The following is a 22,752-nucleotide window of genomic DNA, read 5'->3' on the forward strand; positions in this document are numbered from 1 at the left end:
GAGGGGAAGTGGGCAACGCATGTAATTTCATCGTGTTGTGCGTTTTCTGACCTTACGGCGTGCGGTCGGGCTTTTTAGCCGCCAAAAGGAGGAGCAAACCAGTTAACTTCACCCGTTTGGCTGAGAATATAGGACGAAAGCTAAATATTTGTTGTCTTGATGTAATGGAAGCGGTAAAAGCGGCTAACATTTAAAAGTAAAGGCGGCATCTCAGCGTTGTCGGAGGAGTAATGTCATGATGATACGTGAACAAATCGAAGAGAAATTAAGAACCGAATTTGCACCCGTATTCCTGGAGGTGGTAGACGAAAGTTATCGGCATAACGTACCTGCCGGCTCAGAAAGCCATTTTAAAGTGGTTCTGGTCAGCGATCGTTTTACCGGCGAACGTTTCCTCAATCGGCATCGTATGATCTACGGCACCCTGACGGCAGAACTCTCTACCACGGTGCACGCGCTGGCGCTGCATACCTACACCGTAAAGGAGTGGGAAAACCTGCAGGATACCGTCTTCGCGTCGCCTCCTTGCCGCGGAGCTGGTAGTATCGCCTAGCAAAACGCATTGCAACGTACGGAACTTTTCCAGTATGTTGCGTACAGAATATGAGAAAACGGCCGTCTGGCCGTTTTGTTTTTCCTGAGTTTTGAACGTGTGGCGTGATTTTTGAACGAATCATCGCTTGAATTTGTGAAAAAAGCCGCAGCAACAGGCGACCACCGTCCTCGACTCCCCCAAGTGATGCCGCTATAATGCGGCGTCTTATTTTATGGAACGTCTTCGGGATGATTCTGGCGACAGGGATGGCGATTGAGTTCTCTCCCGGTAATGCGCAGTCTGATTCAGAGTTGACCGAGCACTGTGATTTTTTTGAGGTAACAAGATGCAAGTTTCAGTTGAAACCACTCAGGGCCTTGGCCGCCGTGTAACGATTACTATCCCTGCTGACAGCATCGAAACTGCTGTAAAAAGCGAGCTGGTCAACGTTGCGAAAAAAGTACGCATTGACGGCTTCCGTAAGGGTAAAGTACCGATGACTGTTGTTGCTCAGCGTTATGGCGCTTCTGTTCGCCAGGACGTGCTGGGTGACCTGATGAGCCGCAACTTTATCGACGCGATCATCAAAGAAAAAATCAATCCGGCTGGCGCTCCGAACTACGTTCCGGGCGAATACAAGCTGGGTGAAGACTTCACCTACGCGGTAGAATTCGAAGTGTATCCGGAAGTTGAGCTGAAAGGCCTGGAAACTATCGAAGTTGAAAAACCGGTTGTTGAAGTGACCGACACCGACGTTGACGGCATGCTGGACACCCTGCGTAAGCAGCAGGCGACCTGGAAAGACAAAGAAGGCGCTGTTGACGCTGAAGACCGTGTCACCATCGACTTCATCGGTTCTGTAGACGGTGAAGAATTCGAAGGCGGTAAAGCGACTGATTTCGTACTGGCTATGGGCCAGGGCCGCATGATCCCGGGCTTCGAAGACGGTATCAAAGGTCGTAAAGCAGGCGAAGAGTTCACCATCGAAGTAACCTTCCCGGAAGAATACCACGCTGAAAACCTGAAAGGTAAAGCAGCGAAGTTCGTTATCAACCTGAAGAAAGTTGAAGAGCGCGAACTGCCGGAATTCACCGCTGACTTCATCAAGCGCTTTGGCGTAGAAGACGGTTCCGTTGCTGGGCTGCGTACCGAAGTTCGTAAGAACATGGAACGCGAGCTGAAAGGCGCCGTGCGTAACCGCATCAAGTCTCAGGCTATCGAAGGTCTGGTTAACGCCAACAACATCGACATCCCGTCTGCCCTGATCGACAGCGAAATCGACGTTCTGCGTCGCCAGGCTGCACAGCGTTTCGGTGGCAACGAGAAACAGGCTCTGGAACTGCCGCGTGAACTGTTCGAAGAGCAGGCTAAACGTCGCGTTGTTGTTGGTCTGCTGCTGGGTGAAGTTATCCGTACCCACGAGCTGAAAGCTGACGAAGAGCGTGTGAAGGGTCTGATCGAAGAAATGGCTTCTGCCTACGAAGATCCGTCAGAAGTTATCGAGTTCTACAGCAAAAACAAAGAGCTGATGGACAACATGCGTAACGTCGCTCTGGAAGAACAAGCTGTTGAAACCGTTCTGGAAAAAGCGAAAGTGACTGATAAAGCCACTACCTTTAACGAGCTGATGAACCAGCAGGCGTAATTCCGCTTAACGGTTAGCCGGTTATGTGAAAAACCCGTCGCCTCTGGTGACGGGTTTTTTTATGGCGCTGAGGGATGTTGCACGTTTCTCATCCATCACAGAAAGGTTACAGTTCAGAAAAAGGTTGTTATGCTTGAAACATGCAAGTGTCGTACCCATAACCAGCAATACGACAACATGTGACTGGCTGATATTCTGTCGGTAGGGTTACAATCAGTGCAGCAGGTTTTTTCAAATTTTATCCAGGAGACGGAAATGTCATACAGTGGCGAACGAGATAACTTTGCACCCCACATGGCTCTGGTGCCGATGGTCATCGAACAGACCTCACGTGGTGAACGTTCTTTTGATATCTACTCCCGTCTGCTTAAGGAACGCGTTATTTTTCTGACCGGCCAGGTGGAAGACCACATGGCGAACCTGATTGTGGCGCAAATGCTGTTTCTGGAAGCGGAAAACCCGGAAAAAGACATTTATCTTTACATCAACTCACCTGGTGGCGTGATCACCGCAGGGATGTCCATCTACGACACCATGCAGTTCATCAAACCAGACGTCAGCACCATTTGTATGGGGCAGGCCGCGTCTATGGGCGCATTCCTGCTGACGGCGGGCGCGAAGGGCAAACGTTTCTGTCTGCCTAACTCCCGCGTGATGATTCACCAGCCGCTGGGCGGCTATCAGGGCCAGGCGACGGATATTGAAATCCACGCCAAAGAGATCCTGAAGGTTAAAGCGCGCATGAATGAACTTATGGCGCATCATACGGGTCAATCCCTTGAACAGATTGAGAACGACACTGAACGCGATCGTTTCCTGTCCGCAGGCGAAGCGGTTGAGTACGGCCTGGTCGACTCCATTTTGACCCATCGTAAATAATGTCAGGGTGTGGAGTGCCGCTATACTGTAGAAGGCGGTACTCCGTTAAGACTGGCATTTGCGTCGTCATGTGCGGCACAAAGAACTTAAGAAGAGGTTTGGACTCATGACAGATAAACGCAAAGATGGCTCGGGCAAACTGTTGTACTGCTCTTTTTGCGGCAAAAGCCAGCATGAAGTGCGTAAGCTGATTGCCGGTCCGTCCGTGTATATCTGCGACGAATGTGTCGACTTATGTAACGACATCATCCGCGAAGAGATTAAAGAAGTGGCTCCGCATCGTGAGCGTAGTGCTCTGCCGACGCCGCATGAAATCCGTCATCACCTGGACGATTATGTTATCGGTCAGGAACCAGCGAAAAAAGTGCTGGCAGTGGCGGTGTACAACCACTACAAACGCTTGCGCAACGGCGATACCAGCAATGGTGTTGAGCTGGGCAAGAGCAACATTCTGCTGATTGGCCCGACCGGTTCCGGTAAGACTCTGCTGGCTGAAACGCTGGCGCGCCTGCTGGATGTCCCGTTCACTATGGCTGATGCCACCACGCTGACCGAAGCAGGTTACGTGGGTGAAGATGTCGAAAACATCATCCAGAAGCTGCTGCAGAAATGTGACTACGACGTACAGAAAGCCCAGCGCGGCATTGTGTACATCGATGAGATCGACAAAATTTCCCGTAAATCGGATAACCCGTCGATCACCCGCGATGTCTCCGGCGAAGGCGTACAGCAGGCACTGCTGAAGCTTATCGAAGGCACCGTAGCAGCCGTACCGCCGCAGGGTGGCCGTAAGCATCCGCAGCAGGAGTTCCTGCAGGTTGATACCTCGAAAATCCTGTTCATCTGTGGCGGGGCATTCGCAGGCCTCGACAAAGTGATCGCGAATCGTGTTGAAACCGGCTCCGGCATTGGTTTTGGCGCAACGGTGAAAGCGAAATCGGAAAAAGCTAACGAAGGTGAACTGCTGTCGCAGGTTGAGCCAGAAGATTTGATCAAGTTTGGTCTGATCCCTGAGTTCATCGGTCGTCTGCCGGTGGTAGCTACCCTGAGCGAGCTCAGCGAAGAAGCGCTGATTCAGATCCTCAAAGAGCCGAAAAACGCGCTGACCAAGCAGTATCAGGCGCTGTTTAACCTGGAAGGCGTGGATCTGGAGTTCCGTGACGAAGCGCTGGACGCTATCGCGCGTAAAGCGATGGCACGCAAAACCGGTGCCCGTGGTCTGCGCTCTATCGTTGAAGCGGCGCTGCTCGATACCATGTACGATCTGCCGTCGATGGAAGATGTTGAAAAAGTGGTTATCGACGAATCGGTTATTGCCGGTCAGTCCGCACCGCTGCTTATCTACGGTAAGTCTGAAACTCAGCAGGCATCTGGCGAATAATTAGCCAAATCACTCAATCAGTTAAGCCAAAAGGGGAGATTTTATCTCCCCTTTTATTTTTCCTGCATTCCCGGCGTTGAATGTAGGGGAAACATCCCCATATACTGGATTACATGTTAACGGTGGCAGGTTTTTTACCGCGCCATCGGCTACCTGGCGGAAACTAAACTAAGAGAGAGCTCTATGAATCCTGAGCGTTCTGAACGCATTGAAATCCCCGTATTGCCGTTGCGCGATGTGGTGGTTTATCCGCACATGGTCATTCCCTTATTTGTAGGGCGGGAAAAATCTATCCGTTGTCTCGAAGCTGCCATGGATCATGATAAAAAAATCATGCTGGTTGCGCAGAAAGAAGCGTCAACGGATGAGCCGGGTGTAAACGATCTTTTCACCGTCGGGACCGTGGCCTCCATTTTACAAATGCTGAAGCTGCCTGACGGCACCGTTAAAGTGCTGGTAGAAGGGCTGCAGCGTGCGCGTATCACCGCGCTGACCGATGATGGTGATCACTTCTCATCAAAAGCCGAGTACCTTGAGTCTCCGGCGATTGATGAGCGCGAGCAGGAAGTGCTGGTTCGCACCGCCATCAGCCAGTTTGAAGGCTATATCAAGCTCAACAAAAAAATCCCACCAGAAGTGCTGACGTCGCTGAACAGCATCGACGATCCTGCACGTCTGGCGGATACCATCGCAGCCCACATGCCGCTGAAGCTTGCTGACAAGCAGTCTGTGCTGGAGATGTCCGACGTTAACGAACGTCTGGAATATCTGATGGCGATGATGGAATCCGAAATCGATCTGCTGCAGGTTGAGAAGCGTATTCGCAACCGCGTGAAGAAGCAGATGGAGAAATCCCAGCGCGAGTACTATCTGAACGAGCAAATGAAAGCCATTCAGAAAGAGCTCGGCGAGATGGACGACGCCCCGGACGAAAACGAAGCGCTGAAGCGTAAGATCGACGCCGCGAAGATGCCGAAAGAGGCAAAAGAAAAAGCGGAAGCCGAACTGCAGAAGCTGAAAATGATGTCTCCGATGTCAGCTGAAGCGACCGTTGTGCGTGGTTACATCGAGTGGATGGTGCAGGTTCCGTGGAACGCCCGCAGCAAGGTCAAAAAAGACCTGCGTCAGGCTCAGGAAATCCTCGATACCGACCACTACGGCCTTGAGCGCGTCAAAGACCGCATTCTTGAGTACCTCGCGGTACAAAGCCGTGTGAACAAAATTAAGGGCCCGATCCTGTGCCTGGTAGGACCGCCGGGGGTGGGTAAAACCTCGCTGGGTCAGTCTATCGCCAAAGCGACTGGACGTAAGTACATCCGTATGGCGCTGGGCGGCGTGCGTGACGAAGCGGAAATCCGTGGTCACCGCCGGACCTACATCGGCTCCATGCCGGGTAAACTTATCCAGAAAATGGCGAAAGTGGGCGTTAAAAACCCGCTGTTCCTGCTCGACGAAATCGACAAAATGTCTTCCGACATGCGTGGCGATCCGGCATCAGCACTTCTGGAAGTGCTTGATCCAGAACAGAACGTAGCGTTCAGCGATCACTACCTGGAAGTAGACTACGATCTCAGCGACGTCATGTTCGTGGCGACCTCTAACTCCATGAATATTCCGGCACCGCTGCTGGATCGTATGGAAGTTATTCGTCTGTCCGGTTACACCGAAGACGAGAAGCTGAACATTGCTAAACAGCACCTGCTGCCGAAACAGATTGAGCGTAACGCACTGAAAAAAGGCGAGCTGAAGGTGGATGACAGCGCCATTGTGGGCATCATCCGTTACTACACCCGTGAAGCGGGCGTGCGTAGCCTTGAGCGTGAAATCTCGAAACTGTGCCGTAAGGCGGTTAAACAGCTGCTGCTGGATAAGACCCTGAAGCACATCGAGATTAACGGCGACAATCTGCATGAATATCTTGGCGTGCAGCGCTTCGACTATGGCCGTGCAGACAGCGAAAACCGCGTTGGCCAGGTAACCGGTCTGGCGTGGACGGAAGTGGGCGGCGATCTGCTGACTATCGAAACCGCCTGCGTTCCGGGTAAAGGCAAACTGACCTATACCGGTTCACTGGGTGAAGTGATGCAGGAATCCATCCAGGCAGCGCTGACCGTGGTGCGCGCGCGCGCCGAGAAGCTGGGTATCAACCCAGATTTCTACGAAAAACGCGACATTCACGTTCACGTACCGGAAGGGGCCACCCCGAAAGATGGCCCGAGTGCTGGTATCGCTATGTGTACTGCGCTGGTTTCTTGCCTTACCGGCAACCCGGTTCGCGCCGATGTGGCGATGACCGGTGAAATCACCCTGCGTGGCCAGGTGCTGCCGATCGGCGGTCTTAAAGAAAAACTGCTCGCGGCACACCGCGGTGGAATTAAGACTGTTCTGATCCCGGACGAAAATAAACGTGATCTGGAAGAGATTCCGGACAACGTGATTGCCGATCTGGACATCCATCCTGTTAAGCGAATTGAGGAAGTTCTTGCTCTCGCCTTGCAGAATGCACCCTACGGAATGCAGGTTGTGACCGCAAAATAGTGACATCGCGCAAATAGCGCTGATAAAATCAAGGCTGGTAAGTCAATTCGTACTTGCCAGCCTTTTTTTGTATAGCTAACTTAGATTACTGATTAGGTCTGTCATCAATAACTGGTGTTGTAAGGTTATGACACTCCTGATATAACTGCTGCGCGGTCGCACCATAAAGGATCCTGGTGCGATATAAATTATAAAGAGAGGAAGAAAACAGTGAATAAATCTCAACTGATTGACAAAATTGCTGCGGGTGCGGACATTTCTAAAGCTGCAGCTGGACGTGCTTTAGATGCACTGATCGCTTCTGTTACTGAATCTCTGCAGGCTGGGGATGACGTGGCGCTGGTTGGCTTTGGTACTTTTGCTGTTAAAGAGCGTGCTGCCCGTACTGGTCGCAACCCGCAAACAGGTAAAGAGATCACCATTGCTGCCGCTAAAGTGCCTGGTTTCCGTGCAGGTAAAGCACTGAAAGACGCAGTAAACTGATCGATTCCCCCTGAGGGAATGTGACAGAGTACAAGGGCGCATCAATGGATGTGCCTTTTTTTATGCCTTTCTACGGGTTTATCTGCCTTGTGGGCTGACAATCGCCCTGTTTTCTTGTCAAAATACGTCCTCACGCGCAGCGGTCATCACGTGGTATGCTGCGCGAGGTATAAAGTCACCTACAGCGGAGCGTTGTTACACCATGATGGACAACTTACGCACGGCAGCTAACAGCATCGTGCTCAAGATTATTTTCGGTATCATTATTGTGTCGTTCATTTTGACCGGCGTCAGTAGCTACCTGATTGGCGGTAACAATACTTATGCCGCGAAAGTGAACGGTCAGGAGATTGGCCGTAACCAGTTCGAAAACGCGGTTGCCAGCGAACGTAACCGTATGCAGCAACAGCTGGGCGATAACTTCTCTGAGCTCGCCAGCAACCCCAACTATATGAAATCGATGCGTCAGCAGGTGCTCAACCGCCTGATCGACGAATCGCTGCTGGATCAGTATGCCCGCGAACTCGGCCTTGGCATCAGCGATGCTCAGGTGAAGCAGGCTATCTTCGCCACGCCGGCGTTCCAGTCTAACGGCAAATTCGACAACGCGCGCTTCAACGGCATCGTCAACCAGATGGGGATGAGTGCCGACCAGTACGCCCAGGCGCTGCGTAACCAGCTGGTCACCCAGCAGCTCATCAACGCCATTGCGGGTACCGACTTCATGCTGCCGGGTGAAACCGATCAGCTTGCGGCGCTGGTTTCTCAACAGCGTGTTGTGCGTGAAGCGACTATTGATGTTAACGCGCTGGCGGCTAAACAGCAGGTGAGCGATGAAGAGATCAACGCTTACTACGAGCAGAACAAAGGCAACTTCATGACGCCGGAGCAGTTCCGCGTCAGCTATATCAAGATGGATGCCGCTGATATGGCGGAAACCGCCTCTGACGTAGAAATTCAGTCTTACTACGATCAGCATCAGGATCTGTTCACTCAGCCGCAGCGTAACCGCTACAGCGTCATTCAGACCAAAACTGAAGCCGATGCTCAGGCTGCGCTGGATGAACTCAACAAAGGTGCTGATTTCGCTACCGTCGCAAAAGCCAAATCTACCGACATCATTTCTGCCCGTAACGGCGGTGATATGGGTTGGCTGGAAGCGGGTACCACCCCTGACGAGCTGAAAAACGCCGGTCTGAAAGACAAAGGTCAGCTGTCTGGTGTTATCAAATCCTCCGTCGGCTTCCTGGTTGCACGTCTTGATGACATCGAACCTGCAAAAGTGAAACCGCTGAGCGAAGTTCGTGACGGTATCGCCACCAAAGTGAAGCAAGAGAAAGCGCTGGACGCTTACTACGCGCTGCAGCAGAAAGTGAGCGAAGCGGCAAGCAACGACAACGAATCTCTCGCAGGGGCTGCGCAGGTGTCTGGCATGAAAGTGGTTGAAACCGAGTGGTTCAGCCGTGACAGCCTGCCAGAAGCGCTGAATTTCAAACCGGTATCAGATGCTATCTTCAATGGTGGCCTGGTCGGTGAGAATGGCACCCCGGGTAGCAACTCCGACATTATCACCGTTGATGGCGATCGTGCCTTCGTGCTGCGCGTGAGCGAGCACAAAGCCGAAGCCGTTAAACCGCTCAGCGAAGTGAAAGCTCAGGTTGCGGATATTGTGAAGCACACCAAAGCGGAACAGCAGGCGAAAGTCGATGCTGAGAAGCTGCTGGCTGCGCTGAAAGAAGGTAAAGGCGATGAGGCAATGAAAGCCGCTGGCCTGACCTTCGGTGCAGCGAAAACCCTGAGCCGTACCGGCCAGGATCCGCTGAGCCAGGTCGCGTTCACGCTGGCACTGCCGCAGAAAGACAAGCCGAGCTATGGTATCGGCAGCGACATGCAGGGCAACGTGGTGCTGCTGGCGCTCGACGAAGTGAAAGCGGGCGAAATGCCGGAAGCGCAGAAGAAAGCGATGGTTCAGGGGATTACTCAGAACAACGCTCAGATTGCCTTCGAAGCGCTGATGAGTAACCTGCGTAAATCTGCCAAAATTAAGCTTGGCGATCTCGTTGCCGAACAGCAGTAAGCGGAATCCGCTTCGCAGAAATAAGTAACACCGTGTAATACCAAAAGGCCGCTTTCGCGGCCTTTTCCATTTCTGATTTTTGCCTTTTGTCGTGGCGTTTTCTTCCCGTTATCGTGACCTCGCTGTCAACAAACAAGGAGAAAACAGCATGAAACGTGGAATCAAAACCCTCATCGTGGCGGCAAGCGTCGCCTTTTCTATCATGGGTCACAGTGCCGTCGCTGCAGGCAACGCGGCGAAGCCGCCGATGAGCCAAAGTCAGTCTGCAGAAGCGGCACCCGTCATCAAAAAAGCCGAGGCGACGAAACCCGCAGAGGATGATGGCACCCGGGTCAGCATTAACACCGCCTCAGCGGAGGAGCTGGCAAAAGCGATGAACGGCGTGGGGCTTAAAAAAGCGCAGGCTATTGTTAGCTACCGGGAGGAGTACGGTCCGTTCAAAACCCTGGACGATCTGCGTCAGGTTCCGGGGATGGGTAGCTCGCTGGTGGAGCGTAATCTTTCACATCTGATGCTCTGACGCGCAACGGGGCTTGCAGAGTGGCATTTTTTTGCCAGACTAGAGAGGTCATACCAGTGGTGTGGCCTCTGTCCCGACTCACAACAACTTAGAATGATTAGAAGGCTATTGCGCTATGCAAACACAAATCAAAGTCCGTGGATTCCATCTCGATGTCTACCAGCACGTGAACAACGCTCGCTATCTGGAGTTTCTCGAAGAAGCGCGTTGGGATGGGCTGGAAAACAGCGCAGGTTTCCAGTGGATGACCGAGCACAACATCGCGTTCGTGGTGGTGAACATCAACATCAACTACCGCCGCCCCGCGGTGCTGGGCGATCTCCTGACCGTGACCAGTTCAGTGCAACAGCTGAACGGGAAGAGCGGGGTGCTGAGCCAGGTGGTCACTCTTGAGCCCGAAGGCGAGGTAGTGGCAGATGCGTTAATTACCTTCGTCTGTATCGATCTTAAAACCCAGAAAGCGCTGGCGCTGGAAGGGGAGTTGCGCACGCATCTGGAGCAGATGGTGGCGTAACTAACCTCTGGTTGGGGTTATTGGAGTTACTTTAAATTCCAGGATATCATGGATGAACAGCAAGGCACTGATAGCCGAACTCGTTGCTGACGGCTGGATGTTAATCAGGGTGACCGGAAGCCATCATCACTTTCGTCACCCGATTAAGACAGGTCTGGTGACGGTTCCGCACCCAAAAAAAGATTTACCTGTCGGAACGGTGAAAAGCATCCGCCGCCAGGCAAGGGTCAGCAACCCTGTGATGCATTCCTGGAGATAATATGTACTACCCAATTGCAGTTGAAAACGGTGATGACGTTCATGCCTGGGGGGTGATTGTTCCCGATTTGCCGGGGTGTTTTTCAGCAGGAGATACGCTGGAAGAAGCGATGATTAATGCCAGCGAGGCGATTACCGCACACATCGAACTGCTGATTGAGATGGGGGACGATATTCCTCCGGTATCAAGTATCAGCGATCTAGTGGGTCATTCACAGTATCAGGGAATGGCGTGGGCTCTGGTCGATATCGATCTCACTCGTCTGCTTGGCGGTTCGGAAAAAATCAACGTGACGCTGCCGAAAGTCCTGATAGACCGTATCGACCGCTGTGTTGCTCGCCATCCTGAATTTAAAAGTCGTTCAGGCTTTCTGGCGCAGGCGGCAATAGAAAGAATAACCAAGCCCGGATTATAAACCCTGGCAGAATACTTCCGCCAGGGCACTGGGTTAGTTCAAACCCGTCTTCGCCTTCATTGCCGCCATCACGCCGGCTTTATCCGCGAGGTAGTGATTCAACCCGTTGGCGCGCAGTGAGCAGGCTGCACAATGACCGCAGCCATCACCTTTGATGCCGTTGTAGCAGGTCAACGTTTCACTGCGAACCAGATCCAGCTTGCCCCAGAAGTCAGCCAGCGCCCAGGTCTCGGCTTTATCCAGCCACATCAGCGGGGTTTCGAAACGAATCTCTTTCGCCATTCCCAGATCCACCGCGTGGTTCAGGGCTTTGACAAATTCATCCCGGCAGTCCGGGTAACCGGAGAAATCGGTCTCGCAGACACCGGTAATCACCGCTTCCGCTTTCACCTGATACGCATAAATAGCGGTCAGGGTCAGAAACAGAATATTGCGCCCTGGAACGAAGGTGTTCGGAATGCCGTCGGCATCTGGCTCGTAATCGGGAACCGGGATACTGTCGCGGGTCAGGCTGGAGACTGCCAGTTCGTTCAGTAAGGTCACATCGAGCACTTTATGCGCGCGGGCACCGAGTTTCAGCGCCAGTTCGCGAGCAACGTCAATCTCGGCGCGGTGGCGTTGACCATAATCGAAAGTAACACAATGTACTTCATCGTACTGCTGCAGGGCCTGCACCAGGCAGGTGGTAGAGTCCTGACCCCCGCTAAAAACCACAACGGCGCGTTTCATAGCTATTCCTGACAATAAAAAAGATGGCGCTATGGTAGCGCCTGAAGCTCCGGGCAGCCAGCTCCTTCACCGCGAGTCGGCGGGGATCCAGGCTTCGGTGAAATCAAACCAGCCACGGGGATTAAGCCGGATACCGTTAACGCCCGGCGGAGCGCTTATCCGATACTGATAGTTAAACAGCGGCGTCAGGGTGGCGCTTTCCATCAGGCTACTGAAAACCCCCTGCAGCGCCAGCGTCCGCGAGGCTTCGTCGCGCGTGCGCTGCACCGCATCAAGCGTGGCCTGCAGATGGGCGTACTGCGGCGGCGTCAGCACGCTGGGCCACAGTTTGTCACAGCGTAGCCACTGCTCCAGCGTGTAGGCCGGAGCTTCGCCAATCAACCGGTCGCCCATCATCACATCGGCGTTTTCAAGCTCTGTGCAGCTATCCCAGGTTTTTGCATCATGAAAGATAACCTTAAGCTCGCAGCCCCGAGCCGCCAGCGCCAGCCGAAGCTGTTCTGCCATGGTGTGCAGTTCAACCGGCAGGTGGTAAAGCAGCGTCAGGGTGTTGGGGAGTTTTACCTGCTCCTCTTCCTGCCATTGTGGAATCGACCAGCCCGGCAGAAGCTCTTCGCTGGGGGTGATGAGGTTTTCATCGAGCGGCAGCGTCTGCAGCAGCGTGGTGCGGTGAATAAGCGCAATAATGCGCCGGGCCTGCGGCTGGGTTAAGCGCGGCGTCTGGCGCAGGGTCAGGTAGCAAAAACCGAGGCTGATGCTGTTGCTGACGAGCCGGAGGTTGTCCTGCTCGTCCGGTTCGCCGATGGCAATTTCTACCGGGTGTCGACAGCTGGTGCCAAGCGTCGTATCGAACAGCTGCGGGGTTATCCAGTATTCGATGGCCTGCAACAACGGGTGGCTCAGGTGGTAACGGGAATGGCTCTCCAGACGCACCAGCTCTGGCTCGAAGATCTTAAGCTTGAAGGGGCCGGTGCCAAGCGTGGGGTGCTCCGGATGAGCAAGCAGGCTGCAGTAGCTGGCAAGCCGCCAGGGTAGCCAGTAATCGGGGTAATGCAGCGTGAAGGTCAGGCACTGGGCGTGGCTCACGCTGATGGCCGCAACGCTTGCAAACAGTTTACGCAGCTGTGGCTGCTGGAGGATCATTTCCAGACGCTGCTGCAGTTGGGCGGTTTCCACCGCGTCGTCGTTGTGCCAGAAGAGCGTAGAGCGAATGAAAAAATCCCAGCGCAGCCCGTCATCGCTGGCCTGCCAGTGGTGCGCCATATCGCCGATGGGGGTCGATGAGGTATCGGTAAAGCGGGTAAGGCCGGAGAAAATCTGCCCCACCAGGTGCTGCTCCGCCCGTCCTGGCAAAAATCCCGAGTGCAGGGTGTCGAGTGGACGATAGTAGGGAATACGCAGCGTCGGAGAGTTGTTCTGCCACTGGCCACCTAAAAAAGGGTGCAGCAGCGAGCGAAGTTCCACCGGTGCCAGCTGCGCCAGCTCGAGCGCATTCTGCTGCTGTCCCTCATTCAGCGCCTGTTCCATCATCTGGCTGCGCAGGGTTTCCGGGGACGTTAAAAAGCGTAGTGTGCCGCGTTTGCCGCGCCCGGACTGCGAGTGCCACTCGAGCCAACCTGCCTCTTGCGCCTGACGCAGCAGCGTTCGGACGTGGCGATCGCTGCAAAAGCACCTCTCCGCCAGTTCGGTGATAGTGACCTGTTGAGTCGCGCCCTGGCCTGGCTGCCACAGGCGCTGAAACTGGTTGAGTCGATTGAGTAGCCTCATCGCAACACGGATCCTCTGGCTAAAACCGGAACAATAAATATCAACTATTCACTATTACTTCCGTATATTCCAGTGAATACTGCATCACAGGCGGAAATGATTTCACAGCGGGATACCACACCATGGCAAGACTGGCAGCATTCGATATGGACGGCACGCTTCTGATGCCGAACCACCGCATAGGTGAGGAGACGCTCTCCACGCTGAAACGTCTGCGCGAGCGTGATATCACCCTCACATTTGCCACCGGTCGCCATGTGCTGGAGATGCGCCATCTGATGGGCCGTTTCTCTCTCGATGCTTTTCTGATTACCGGCAACGGGACCCGCATTCACTCTCAGGAAGGCGAGGTCCTGCACCGCAGCGATCTCTCGCCGGAAATTGCCGATCTTGTTCTGCACAGCACGTGGGAAACCCGCGCCAGCATGCACGTTTTCAACGACAGCGGCTGGATAACCGGCAAAGAGATGCCCGAGCTGCTACAGGCGCATGTTTTCAGCGGCTTCCACTACCAGCTGCGCGATCTGAGAACGATCCCCGCCCACGAGGTGACTAAGATCTGCTTCTGCGGCGATCATGACGATCTCTGTCGTCTGCGGATCCAACTGAACGACGTGCTGGGCGAGCGCGCGCATCTGTGTTTCTCAGCCGTGGACTGTCTGGAAATTTTACCCGTCGGCTGTAACAAAGGTTCCGCGCTGGGGGTACTCAGCGGACATCTGGGTATGACGCTTGGCGACTGCATGGCTTTTGGTGACGCGATGAACGATCGCGAAATGCTTGGGCTGGTAGGGCGCGGGGTGATCATGGGCAACGCCATGGCACAGCTGAAGGCGGAACTTCCGCATTTACCGGTTATTGGACACTGCCAGAATCAGGCGGTCTCCCACTATTTATCTCATTGGCTGGACACACCACATATCCCTTACTCCCCCGAGTGACGAGATCTCTTCCAGCAAGCCGGGCGTCCAGTGACACCCGGCTTTTTTCTTATGATTTCATCATTGCCGCAAGTTCTGCCTGCCATGGCGCGATATCACCGATGTTGCTCGCCACCCATTCCGGGTTGTAGTAGGTGTCGAGGTAGCGTTCGCCGCTGTCGCACAGCAGCGTCACGATAGAGCCGCTACGACCTTCGTCGCGCATACGGGTTGCAAGCTGCAGTGCGCCCCACATGTTGGTACCGGTCGAGGCGCCGACTTTACGGCCAAGCTGACCTTCCAGCCACAGCGCGGTAGCCACGCTCGCTGCATCCGGCACGCGCAGCATTTCATCGACCACATCCGGAATAAACGAAGGTTCGACGCGCGGTCTGCCGATACCTTCAATCTTGCTGCCGGTTGGGCTACGCAGGCTGGTATCGCGGGTCTGCCAGTAGTCGTGGAAGACAGAGTTCTGGGGATCCACCACCATCAGTTGGGTGTTATAGCCCTGGCAGCGAATGTAGCGGCCAATGGTGGCAGAGGTACCGCCGGTTCCGGCGCTCATCACCACCCAGGACGGTTCCGGATTCGGCTCGTGGGTCATCTGACGGAAAATACTGTCGGCAATATTGTTATTGCCGCGCCAGTCGGTGGCGCGCTCGGCGTAGGTGAACTGATCCATATAATGGCCGTTCAGCTCGCGGGCGAGCATTTCAGACGCTTCGTAGATTTCGCAGGCGCTCTGCACGAAGTGGCAGCGGCCGCCGTAAAATTCAATCTGTTCGATTTTGCGTTTTGCCGTGCAGGACGGCATTACCGCGATAAACGGCAGGCCCAACAGGCGGGCGAAGTAGGCTTCCGATACGGCAGTAGAGCCGGAAGAGGATTCAATAATGGTGGTGTTTTCGTTGATCCAGCCGTTACACAGGCCGTAGAGGAACAACGAACGCGCCAGACGGTGTTTCAGGCTGCCGGTCGGATGGGTGCTCTCATCTTTCAGATACAGCTGAATACCAGGAAAAGCCGGAAGCGCCAGACGAATCAGATGCGTGTCGGCAGAGCGCTGATAATCGGCGTTAATTTCGCTAATAGCATGTTTGACCCAGGTGCTGTTCATCTTCACTTCCTGTTTATCATTTTGTGCCTAGCTTAGCGGAAAGCACAGAAAAAATTGTTGCCATTTCGCCTTTGAAATAGAATGAAAGGAGAAAATCATTCTCCTGAGGTGGCCAGTGTTAGATAAAATTGACCGTAAGCTGCTCTCCCTGTTGCAGGAAGACTGCACCCTCTCTTTGCAGGATCTGGCTGATGCCGTTAATCTGACCACCACTCCCTGCTGGAAACGCCTGAAGCGTCTCGAAGATGACGGGATCCTGCTCTCACGCGTCGCGCTGCTGGATGCCGAAAAACTCGGCCTGGGGTTGACGGCGTTTGTGCTTATCAAAACGCAGCACCACAGCGGCGAGTGGTACTGCCGCTTCGTCACGGAAGTCACCGAAATGCCGGAAGTGCTGGGGTTCTGGCGCATGGCCGGGGAGTATGACTATCTGATGCGCGTTCAGGTAGCGGATATGAAACGCTACGACGATTTTTATAAACGTCTGGTGACCAACGTTCCAGGGCTCACGGATGTGACATCCAGCTTTGCAATGGAGCAGATTAAGTTCACCACGGCTTTACCCATTGATTAACTCTCACGGTTTCGACCGGAAATATATCTTCAGGATCTGACGCTTGCGTTTATTTGCACAATTAAGCTGGTACTTCCGTCGGGAATGGCGACGCTATCTCGGGGCGGTATCCCTGCTTATTATGATTGCCTTCTTACAGCTTATTCCGCCAAAAGTGGTGGGAATTATCGTGGACGGCGTCACCGTAAATCATTTCACCCCTCACCAGGTGCTGATGTGGATCGGCACGATGGTGCTTATTGCGGTGATTATCTATCTGCTGCGCTACGTCTGGCGCGTGCTGCTGTTCGGTGCGTCCTACCAGCTCGCCGTTGAGCTGCGCGAAGATTACTACCGCCAGCTGAGCCGCCAGCATCCCGAGTTTTATCAACGCCACCGTACCGGTGACCTGATGGCGCGCGCGACCAACGACGTGGATCGCGTGGTGTTTGCCGCCGGGGAAGGGGTGCTGACGCTGGTCGACTCTATGGTCACCGGGCTGGCGGTGCTGATTGTCATGTCGACGCAAATCAGCTGGCAGTTGACGCTGCTGGCGCTGGTGCCGATGCCGGTGATGGCGCTGGTGATAAAGCGCTACGGCGACATGCTGCACGACCGCTTTAAGCTGGCGCAGGCGGCGTTCTCGAGCCTCAACAACCGCACTCAGGAAAGCATGACCAGTATCCGGATGATCAAGGCGTTTGGCCTTGAGGACCGTCAGTCGGCGCTGTTTGCCGCCGATGCTGCCGACACCGGTGTGAAGAACATGCGCGTAGCGCGCGTAGACGCCCGCTTTGATCCGACGATTTATATCGCCATCGGCATGGCGAACCTGCTGGCCATTGGCGGCGGGAGCTGGATGGTGACGCAGGGCAGTATCACCCTCGGGCAGCTCACCAGTTTTATGATGTACCTCGGGCTTATGATTTGGCCGATGCTGGCGCTGGCGTGGATGTTTAACATCGTAGAGCGCGGTAGCGCGGCGTACAGCCGTATTCGTGCGATGCTCGCCGAGGCGCCGGTAGTGAATGACGGCAGCGAAGCGGTGCCCGCCGGGCGCGGAACATTGAGCGTTGCTGTCAACGAGTTCCACTATCCGCAAAGCGACACCCGCACGCTGGAAAATGTCAATTTCACCCTTAAGCCCGGGCAGATGCTCGGCATCTGTGGGCCGACCGGCGCCGGGAAATCAACGGTGCTGTCGCTTATCCAGCGTCATTACGATGTTGAACACGGAGAGATCTGTTTCCACGACGTTCCGCTGCCGCATCTCAGGCTGGACGACTGGCGCAGCCGCCTGGCGGTGGTGAGCCAGACGCCGTTCCTGTTCTCCGACACCGTAGCCAACAATATCGCGTTGGGCAAACCGGGGGCGACCCAGGCCGAAATTGAGCATGCGACCAGGCTTGCCAGCGTACATGAAGATATTCTGCGTCTGCCGCAGGGCTACGATACCGAAGTGGGCGAGCGCGGCGTGATGCTCTCGGGCGGGCAAAAGCAGCGTATCGCCATTGCGCGTGCACTGCTGCTGGAAGCTGAAATTTTGATCCTCGACGACGCGCTGTCGGCGGTGGATGGCCGTACCGAGCACCAGATCCTGCATAACCTGCGCCAGTGGGGCGAAGGCAAAACCGTGATTATCAGCGCGCACCGCCTCTCGGCGTTGACCGATGCCAGTGAGATAATCGTGATGCAGCACGGGCATATCGCCCAGCGCGGCAGCCACGAGGCGCTGGCGGGGCAAAGCGGCTGGTATCGCGATATGTATCGCTATCAGCAACTGGAGGCCGCGCTTAACGACGCGCCGGCAGAGGAGGTGCCTCATGCGTAAAGCAGGACAACTCTGGCCGACGCTGAAACGGCTGCTGGCCTATGGCTCCCCGTGGCGTAAACCGCTCACCGTGGCGGTGGGGATGATGTGGATAGCCGCGATTGCCGAAGTGAGCGGCCCGATGCTCATCAGCTATTTCATCGATAACATGGTCGCAAAAGACTACCTGCCCCTCGGCATTGTGGCCGGGCTGGCCGCGGTGTACGTCGGGCTTCAGGTGCTGGCGGCGAGCCTGCACTATATGCAGTCGCTGCTGTTTAACCGTGCCGCCGTGGGGGTGGTACAGCAGCTGCGTACCGACGTCATGGACGCGGCGCTGCGCCAGCCACTGAGCGCGTTCGATACCCAGCCGGTGGGCGAAATCATCTCCCGCGTCACCAACGATACGGAAGTGATCCGCGATCTGTACGTTACCGTCGTCGCCACCGTACTACGCAGCGCGGCGCTGATAGGTGCGATGCTGGTAGCGATGTTCAGCCTCGACTGGCGCATGGCGCTGGTCGCGCTGTGCATCTTCCCGGCGGTGATTGTGGTGATGCTGATTTATCAACGTTACAGCACGCCAATCGTGCGCCGCGTGCGGGCATACCTGGCGGATATCAACGACGGCTTTAACGAAATTATTAACGGCATGAGCGTTATCCAGCAGTTCCGCCAGCAGGCGCGCTTTGGTGAACGGATGAACGAGGCCAGTCGTTCGCACTACATGGCGCGAATGCAGACGCTGCGTCTCGACGGCTTCCTGCTGCGTCCGCTGCTGAGCCTGTTTTCCGCGCTGGTGCTCTGCGGGTTGCTGATGCTGTTTGGTTTTACCTCTGTCGGAACAATTGAAGTGGGGGTGCTGTACGCCTTCATCAGCTATCTGGGGCGGCTCAACGAACCGCTGATTGAACTGACGACCCAGCAGTCGATGCTGCAGCAGGCGGTGGTCGCCGGTGAACGCGTTTTTGCGCTGATGGACCGCCCGCGTCAGACCTACGGTCACGACACCACACCGCTACAGAGCGGGTCGATTGATATTGATAACGTCTCGTTTGCTTATCGCGATGACCGGCTGGTGCTGCAGAATATTAACCTCAGCATCCCGTCCCGCAGTTTCGTGGCGCTGGTGGGGCATACCGGCAGCGGGAAAAGTACCCTTGCCAGCCTGCTGATGGGCTATTACCCGCTAAGCCAGGGTGACATCCGTCTTGACGGGCGTTCGCTGTCTACCCTGAGCCACTCGGTGCTGCGCCAGGGCGTGGCGATGGTGCAGCAGGATCCGGTGGTGATGGCCGAGTCGTTCTTCGTCAACGTCACCCTTGGGCGTGACGTCAGCGAAGAGCAGGTGTGGAAGGCGCTGGAGACGGTGCAGCTCGCGGAGCTTGCGCGCAGCCTGCCTGAGGGGATCCATACTCACCTTGGCGAGCAGGGGAATAATCTCTCAGTGGGGCAGAAACAGCTGCTGGCGCTGGCGCGGGTGCTGGTGGATACCCCGCAGGTGCTGATCCTCGACGAAGCCACCGCTAACATAGACTCCGGTACCGAGCGTGCGATCCAGCAGGCGCTGAGCGCCGTGCGCGAGCACACTACGCTTGTGGTGATTGCCCACCGTCTTTCGACCGTCGTGGAAGCCGATACCATTATGGTGCTCCACCGGGGTGAAGCCGTTGAGCAGGGTTCACACCAGCAACTGCTTGAAGCCAAAGGCCGTTACTGGCAAATGTATCAGTTGCAGCTTGCCGGAGAAGAGCTTGCCGCCAGCGCTGAGGAAGATGCCTTAACCGCCTGATGCACCAGCGGCAGGCATTTTTCTAACACAATGCTTTTGTGACACGCATCATGCACCCGCATGGTGCGTTTTTCGTTTTTATCCCGCGATTGTAATGGCATAACCCCCGCAATTTGCCGCCTGACGGCACGTTTTTTACTTTTGGCATGCCCCTTGCTTTGAACCCTGTGTTAGCTGCAGCCATTAGTGAATTCTGACTGGAGGGGATCTATGAAGCTGGTTACCGTGGTAATCAAACCATTCAAACTGGAGGACGTCCGTGAGGCGCTCTCCGCAATTGGTATTCAGGGGCTGACCGTCACGGAAGTGAAAGGTTTTGGTCGTCAGAAAGGCCATGCCGAGCTTTACCGTGGGGCAGAGTACAGCGTCAATTTCCTGCCAAAAGTGAAAATCGATGTAGCGATTGCGGACGATCAGCTCGATGAGGTCATCGACGTGGTCACTAAAGCCGCCTACACCGGAAAAATTGGCGACGGCAAAATCTTCGTCGCCGAACTGCAGCGCGTCATTCGCATTCGTACCGGCGAAGCCGACGAAGCGGCACTCTGATTTCGGGCACACAGCGATAGGGTACCACGATGAAAAAACCTTTGATGAAAGCAAGCCTGGCGGCGCTGGCGCTGATGCCGGGTCTGGCGCTGGCAGCACCGGCGGTGGCGGATAAAGCAGACAACGCCTTTATGATGATTTGTACCGCGCTGGTGCTGTTTATGAGCATCCCCGGTATTGCCCTGTTCTACGGTGGCCTTATCCGCAGCAAGAACGTCCTTTCAATGCTGACCCAGGTCACCGTCACCTTTGCGCTGGTGTGCGTGCTGTGGGTGGTGTACGGCTACACGCTTGCCTTCGGTAGCGGTGGCAACTTCTTTGGCAGCTTCGAGTGGGTGATGCTGAAGAACATTGAGCTGAAAGCGCTGATGGGCACCTTCTATCAGTATATCCACGTCGTGTTCCAGGCGTCGTTTGCCTGCATCACCGTTGGCCTGATTGTCGGCGCGCTGGCGGAGCGTATTCGCTTCTCCGCGGTGCTGATTTTTGTGGTGGTGTGGATGACGCTCTCTTATGTTCCGATCGCCCATATGGTGTGGGGGGGCGGCCTGCTGGCCTCGCACGGTGCGCTGGACTTCGCGGGTGGTACCGTTGTGCATATCAATGCTGCGGTGGCCGGGCTGGTGGGGGCGTATCTCATCGGTAAACGCGTCGGGTTTGGCAAAGAAGCGTTCAAACCGCATAACCTGCCGATGGTGTTCACCGGTACCGCGATCCTCTATATCGGCTGGTTTGGTTTTAACGCCGGTTCTGCCAGTGCGGCGAACGAAATTGCGGCGCTGGCGTTCGTCAACACCGTTGTGGCCACCGCTGCCGCCATCCTCGGCTGGGTGTTTGGCGAATGGGTGGTGCGCGGTAAACCTTCTCTGCTGGGAGCCTGTTCTGGCGCCATCGCCGGGCTGGTTGCGGTGACTCCGGCGTGTGGCTATATCGGGGTGGGTGGCTCGCTTATCCTCGGGATTGTTGCCGGCCTGGCGGGGCTCTGGGGCGTGACGGCGCTGAAGCGCTGGCTGCGGGTGGATGACCCTTGTGACGTCTTCGGCGTTCACGGCGTCTGCGGCATCATCGGTTGCATTCTGACCGGCTTCTTCGCCTCTACCGCCTTTGGCGGTGTCGGCTACGCCGAAGGCGTGACGATGTGGCACCAGGTGTTGGTACAGCTCGAAAGCGTCGGGATAACGATCGTCTGGTCAGGCGTGGTGGCCTTTATTGGCTACAAGCTGGCAGACCTGACCGTCGGTCTGCGGGTTCCGGAAGAGCAGGAACGCGAAGGGCTGGACGTCAACAGCCACGGCGAGAACGCCTACAACGCATAACTTTTTATACGATTGCCCGGTAGTGCTATCTCTATCGGGCATTATCACCAACTACCCCCGGTTACGCATTACCCCTTCCTGAACGGTCGAGGCGACCAGAATCCCGTCCTGAGTATAGAATTCCCCACGCACAAACCCACGCGCGCTGGAGGCCGAGGTGCTCTCCACGCTGTAGAGCAGCCACTCGTTCATGTTGAACGGGCGATGGAACCACATGGAGTGATCGATAGTGGCGACCTGCATCCCTTTTTCAAGGAAGCCCACGCCGTGCGGCTGTAGCGCAACTGGCAGGAAGTTGAAGTCAGAGGCGTAACCCAGCAGGTACTGATGCACGCGGAAATCCTCCGGCACGATGCCGTTGGCGCGGAACCATACCTGACGCGCAGGCTCGGCGACATGGCCTTTCAGCGGGTTATGAAACTCCACCGGGCGAATTTCCAGCGGCTTATCGCAGAGAAACTTCTCTTTAGCCTGCGGCGGCAGCAGGTGCGCCAGTGAGCGGGCGATATCGGTTTCTGACTTCAACCCGTCTGGTGCCGGGGCTGGGGGCATGGCTTTTTGATGCTCGTAGCCGGTTTCCGGCGCCTGGAAGGAGGCGGTCATGTAGAAAATCGGTTTACCGTTCTGGATAGCGGCAACCCGACGGGCGCTGAAGCTGTTGCCATCGCGCAGGACTTCCACGTCGTAGACAATCGGTTTTTGGCTGTCGCCAGGACGCAGAAAATAGCTGTGGAACGAGTGAATCAATCGCTCGGTTGGCACGGTTTCTTTCGCCGCGTACATGGCCTGGCCTACCACTTGTCCACCAAAGACCTGACGTAACCCAAGATCCTCGCTCTGGCCGCGGAATAACCCTTCTTCAATCTTCTCTAAATTTAATAATGTCAGCAGGTTAGACAGTGCCTGACTCATATGAAACCCCAATGTTGAAAACACCGCAGCGGCGCAGA

The 22,752-nt window shown here is 55.4% G+C and carries 21 protein-coding genes; 17 read left to right on the forward strand and 4 right to left on the reverse strand.

Annotation, left to right across the window (positions count from 1 at the left end; genetic code table 11):
* Positions 1–235 precede the first annotated feature (235 nt).
* The 11 genes from bolA (at position 236) to GYRE_RS07595 (ending at position 11,246) form a co-directional block, all read left to right on the forward strand.
* Entirely contained in the window at positions 236–553 is a 318-nt protein-coding gene (gene bolA / locus GYRE_RS07545) for a transcriptional regulator BolA (protein ID WP_006818783.1), read from the forward strand.
* A gap of 328 nt (positions 554–881) precedes the next feature.
* Positions 882–2,180: a trigger factor gene (tig, locus tag GYRE_RS07550; protein WP_006818784.1), complete on the forward strand. Its 1,299-nt coding sequence runs from the start codon at positions 882–884 to the stop codon at positions 2,178–2,180.
* A 255-nt stretch (positions 2,181–2,435) separates the two neighbouring features.
* Entirely contained in the window at positions 2,436–3,059 is a 624-nt protein-coding gene (clpP, locus tag GYRE_RS07555) for an ATP-dependent Clp endopeptidase proteolytic subunit ClpP (protein ID WP_038254258.1), read from the forward strand.
* Between the two features lie 106 nt (positions 3,060–3,165).
* Positions 3,166–4,440, forward strand: coding sequence for an ATP-dependent protease ATP-binding subunit ClpX (gene clpX, locus GYRE_RS07560; protein WP_038254263.1), 1,275 nt, complete (start codon positions 3,166–3,168; stop codon positions 4,438–4,440).
* 183 nt (positions 4,441–4,623) lie between these two features.
* The gene (gene lon, locus GYRE_RS07565) at positions 4,624–6,978 is read left to right on the forward strand and encodes an endopeptidase La (RefSeq protein WP_006818787.1); all 2,355 of its coding nucleotides are present in this window, start codon (positions 4,624–4,626) and stop codon (positions 6,976–6,978) included.
* 210 nt (positions 6,979–7,188) lie between these two features.
* A complete protein-coding gene (hupB, locus tag GYRE_RS07570; RefSeq protein WP_002444653.1) occupies positions 7,189–7,461 on the forward strand; it encodes a nucleoid-associated protein HU-beta in 273 nt (90 codons plus the stop codon).
* 202 nt (positions 7,462–7,663) lie between these two features.
* On the forward strand, positions 7,664–9,538 hold the full coding sequence (gene ppiD / locus GYRE_RS07575) for a peptidylprolyl isomerase (RefSeq protein WP_006818788.1): 1,875 nt from the start codon (positions 7,664–7,666) through the stop codon (positions 9,536–9,538).
* A 148-nt stretch (positions 9,539–9,686) separates the two neighbouring features.
* A complete protein-coding gene (locus GYRE_RS07580; RefSeq protein ID WP_038254267.1) occupies positions 9,687–10,058 on the forward strand; it encodes a helix-hairpin-helix domain-containing protein in 372 nt (123 codons plus the stop codon).
* Positions 10,059–10,173: 115 nt separating this feature from the next.
* Complete coding sequence (locus tag GYRE_RS07585; RefSeq protein ID WP_006818790.1) at positions 10,174–10,572, forward strand: YbgC/FadM family acyl-CoA thioesterase; 399 nt, start codon at positions 10,174–10,176, stop codon at positions 10,570–10,572.
* 52 nt (positions 10,573–10,624) lie between these two features.
* Complete coding sequence (locus GYRE_RS07590; RefSeq protein ID WP_038254269.1) at positions 10,625–10,831, forward strand: type II toxin-antitoxin system HicA family toxin; 207 nt, start codon at positions 10,625–10,627, stop codon at positions 10,829–10,831.
* Position 10,832: 1 nt separating this feature from the next.
* Positions 10,833–11,246, forward strand: a complete 414-nt coding sequence (locus GYRE_RS07595; protein WP_038254270.1) for a type II toxin-antitoxin system HicB family antitoxin — start codon at positions 10,833–10,835, stop codon at positions 11,244–11,246.
* 33 nt (positions 11,247–11,279) lie between these two features.
* On the opposite strand, the gene queC is transcribed toward GYRE_RS07595, so the two are convergent.
* Together queC and GYRE_RS07605 are read right to left on the reverse strand one after the other, a co-directional pair.
* A complete protein-coding gene (queC, locus tag GYRE_RS07600; protein ID WP_006818793.1) occupies positions 11,280–11,975 on the reverse strand; it encodes a 7-cyano-7-deazaguanine synthase QueC in 696 nt (231 codons plus the stop codon).
* A 66-nt stretch (positions 11,976–12,041) separates the two neighbouring features.
* Entirely contained in the window at positions 12,042–13,742 is a 1,701-nt protein-coding gene (locus GYRE_RS07605) for an SgrR family transcriptional regulator (RefSeq protein WP_038254272.1), read from the reverse strand.
* 122 nt (positions 13,743–13,864) lie between these two features.
* Between GYRE_RS07605 and cof the strand changes: the two genes are divergently transcribed.
* Positions 13,865–14,683, forward strand: a complete 819-nt coding sequence (gene cof, locus GYRE_RS07610) for an HMP-PP phosphatase (protein WP_006818795.1) — start codon at positions 13,865–13,867, stop codon at positions 14,681–14,683.
* Positions 14,684–14,732: 49 nt separating this feature from the next.
* Here the strand turns inward: cof and GYRE_RS07615 are convergent, their stop codons facing one another.
* A complete protein-coding gene (locus GYRE_RS07615) occupies positions 14,733–15,782 on the reverse strand; it encodes a PLP-dependent cysteine synthase family protein (protein ID WP_038254274.1) in 1,050 nt (349 codons plus the stop codon).
* Between the two features lie 115 nt (positions 15,783–15,897).
* Between GYRE_RS07615 and GYRE_RS07620 the strand changes: the two genes are divergently transcribed.
* The 5 genes from GYRE_RS07620 to amtB all read left to right on the forward strand — a co-directional run bounded on the left by GYRE_RS07620 (position 15,898) and on the right by amtB (position 21,802).
* Positions 15,898–16,356 carry an Lrp/AsnC family transcriptional regulator gene (locus GYRE_RS07620; protein ID WP_006818798.1) on the forward strand — a complete coding sequence of 153 codons (459 nt, stop codon included), beginning with the start codon at positions 15,898–15,900 and terminating at the stop codon, positions 16,354–16,356.
* 43 nt (positions 16,357–16,399) lie between these two features.
* On the forward strand, positions 16,400–18,166 hold the full coding sequence (locus GYRE_RS07625) for a SmdA family multidrug ABC transporter permease/ATP-binding protein (RefSeq protein ID WP_038254275.1): 1,767 nt from the start codon (positions 16,400–16,402) through the stop codon (positions 18,164–18,166).
* A complete protein-coding gene (locus tag GYRE_RS07630; protein WP_038254277.1) occupies positions 18,159–19,937 on the forward strand; it encodes a SmdB family multidrug efflux ABC transporter permease/ATP-binding protein in 1,779 nt (592 codons plus the stop codon). Before GYRE_RS07625 ends, GYRE_RS07630 begins: the two co-directional genes overlap by 8 nt.
* Before the next feature lie 210 nt (positions 19,938–20,147).
* A complete protein-coding gene (gene glnK / locus GYRE_RS07635; RefSeq protein WP_006818801.1) occupies positions 20,148–20,486 on the forward strand; it encodes a P-II family nitrogen regulator in 339 nt (112 codons plus the stop codon).
* A gap of 29 nt (positions 20,487–20,515) precedes the next feature.
* On the forward strand, positions 20,516–21,802 hold the full coding sequence (gene amtB, locus GYRE_RS07640; RefSeq protein WP_006818802.1) for an ammonium transporter AmtB: 1,287 nt from the start codon (positions 20,516–20,518) through the stop codon (positions 21,800–21,802).
* Positions 21,803–21,853: 51 nt separating this feature from the next.
* On the opposite strand, the gene tesB is transcribed toward amtB, so the two are convergent.
* Positions 21,854–22,714 (reverse strand): acyl-CoA thioesterase II, encoded by an 861-nt coding sequence (tesB, locus tag GYRE_RS07645; protein ID WP_006818803.1) that lies wholly within the window; start codon positions 22,712–22,714, stop codon positions 21,854–21,856.
* Between the last annotated feature and the right edge of the window lie 38 nt (positions 22,715–22,752).

Origin of the sequence: Yokenella regensburgei ATCC 49455 (assembly GCF_000735455.1) — a bacterium.
Taxonomy (GTDB): Bacteria; Pseudomonadota; Gammaproteobacteria; order Enterobacterales; family Enterobacteriaceae; genus Yokenella; species Yokenella regensburgei.

What these genes read in the sequence shown, in the direction of transcription:
- bolA (WP_006818783.1), top strand. Translation starts at nt 236, where the DNA reads ATGATGATACGTGAACAAATCGAAGAGAAATTAAGAACCGAATTTGCA.
- tig (WP_006818784.1), top strand. Translation starts at nt 882, where the DNA reads ATGCAAGTTTCAGTTGAAACCACTCAGGGCCTTGGCCGCCGTGTAACG.
- clpP (WP_038254258.1), top strand. Translation starts at nt 2,436, where the DNA reads ATGTCATACAGTGGCGAACGAGATAACTTTGCACCCCACATGGCTCTG.
- clpX (WP_038254263.1), top strand. Translation starts at nt 3,166, where the DNA reads ATGACAGATAAACGCAAAGATGGCTCGGGCAAACTGTTGTACTGCTCT.
- lon (WP_006818787.1), top strand. Translation starts at nt 4,624, where the DNA reads ATGAATCCTGAGCGTTCTGAACGCATTGAAATCCCCGTATTGCCGTTG.
- ppiD (WP_006818788.1), top strand. Translation starts at nt 7,664, where the DNA reads ATGATGGACAACTTACGCACGGCAGCTAACAGCATCGTGCTCAAGATT.
- GYRE_RS07580 (WP_038254267.1), top strand. Translation starts at nt 9,687, where the DNA reads ATGAAACGTGGAATCAAAACCCTCATCGTGGCGGCAAGCGTCGCCTTT.
- GYRE_RS07585 (WP_006818790.1), top strand. Translation starts at nt 10,174, where the DNA reads ATGCAAACACAAATCAAAGTCCGTGGATTCCATCTCGATGTCTACCAG.
- GYRE_RS07590 (WP_038254269.1), top strand. Translation starts at nt 10,625, where the DNA reads ATGAACAGCAAGGCACTGATAGCCGAACTCGTTGCTGACGGCTGGATG.
- GYRE_RS07595 (WP_038254270.1), top strand. Translation starts at nt 10,833, where the DNA reads ATGTACTACCCAATTGCAGTTGAAAACGGTGATGACGTTCATGCCTGG.
- queC (WP_006818793.1), bottom strand. Translation starts at nt 11,975, where the DNA reads ATGAAACGCGCCGTTGTGGTTTTTAGCGGGGGTCAGGACTCTACCACC.
- GYRE_RS07605 (WP_038254272.1), bottom strand. Translation starts at nt 13,742, where the DNA reads ATGAGGCTACTCAATCGACTCAACCAGTTTCAGCGCCTGTGGCAGCCA.
- cof (WP_006818795.1), top strand. Translation starts at nt 13,865, where the DNA reads ATGGCAAGACTGGCAGCATTCGATATGGACGGCACGCTTCTGATGCCG.
- GYRE_RS07615 (WP_038254274.1), bottom strand. Translation starts at nt 15,782, where the DNA reads ATGAACAGCACCTGGGTCAAACATGCTATTAGCGAAATTAACGCCGAT.
- GYRE_RS07630 (WP_038254277.1), top strand. Translation starts at nt 18,159, where the DNA reads ATGCGTAAAGCAGGACAACTCTGGCCGACGCTGAAACGGCTGCTGGCC.
- glnK (WP_006818801.1), top strand. Translation starts at nt 20,148, where the DNA reads ATGAAGCTGGTTACCGTGGTAATCAAACCATTCAAACTGGAGGACGTC.
- amtB (WP_006818802.1), top strand. Translation starts at nt 20,516, where the DNA reads ATGAAAAAACCTTTGATGAAAGCAAGCCTGGCGGCGCTGGCGCTGATG.
- tesB (WP_006818803.1), bottom strand. Translation starts at nt 22,714, where the DNA reads ATGAGTCAGGCACTGTCTAACCTGCTGACATTATTAAATTTAGAGAAG.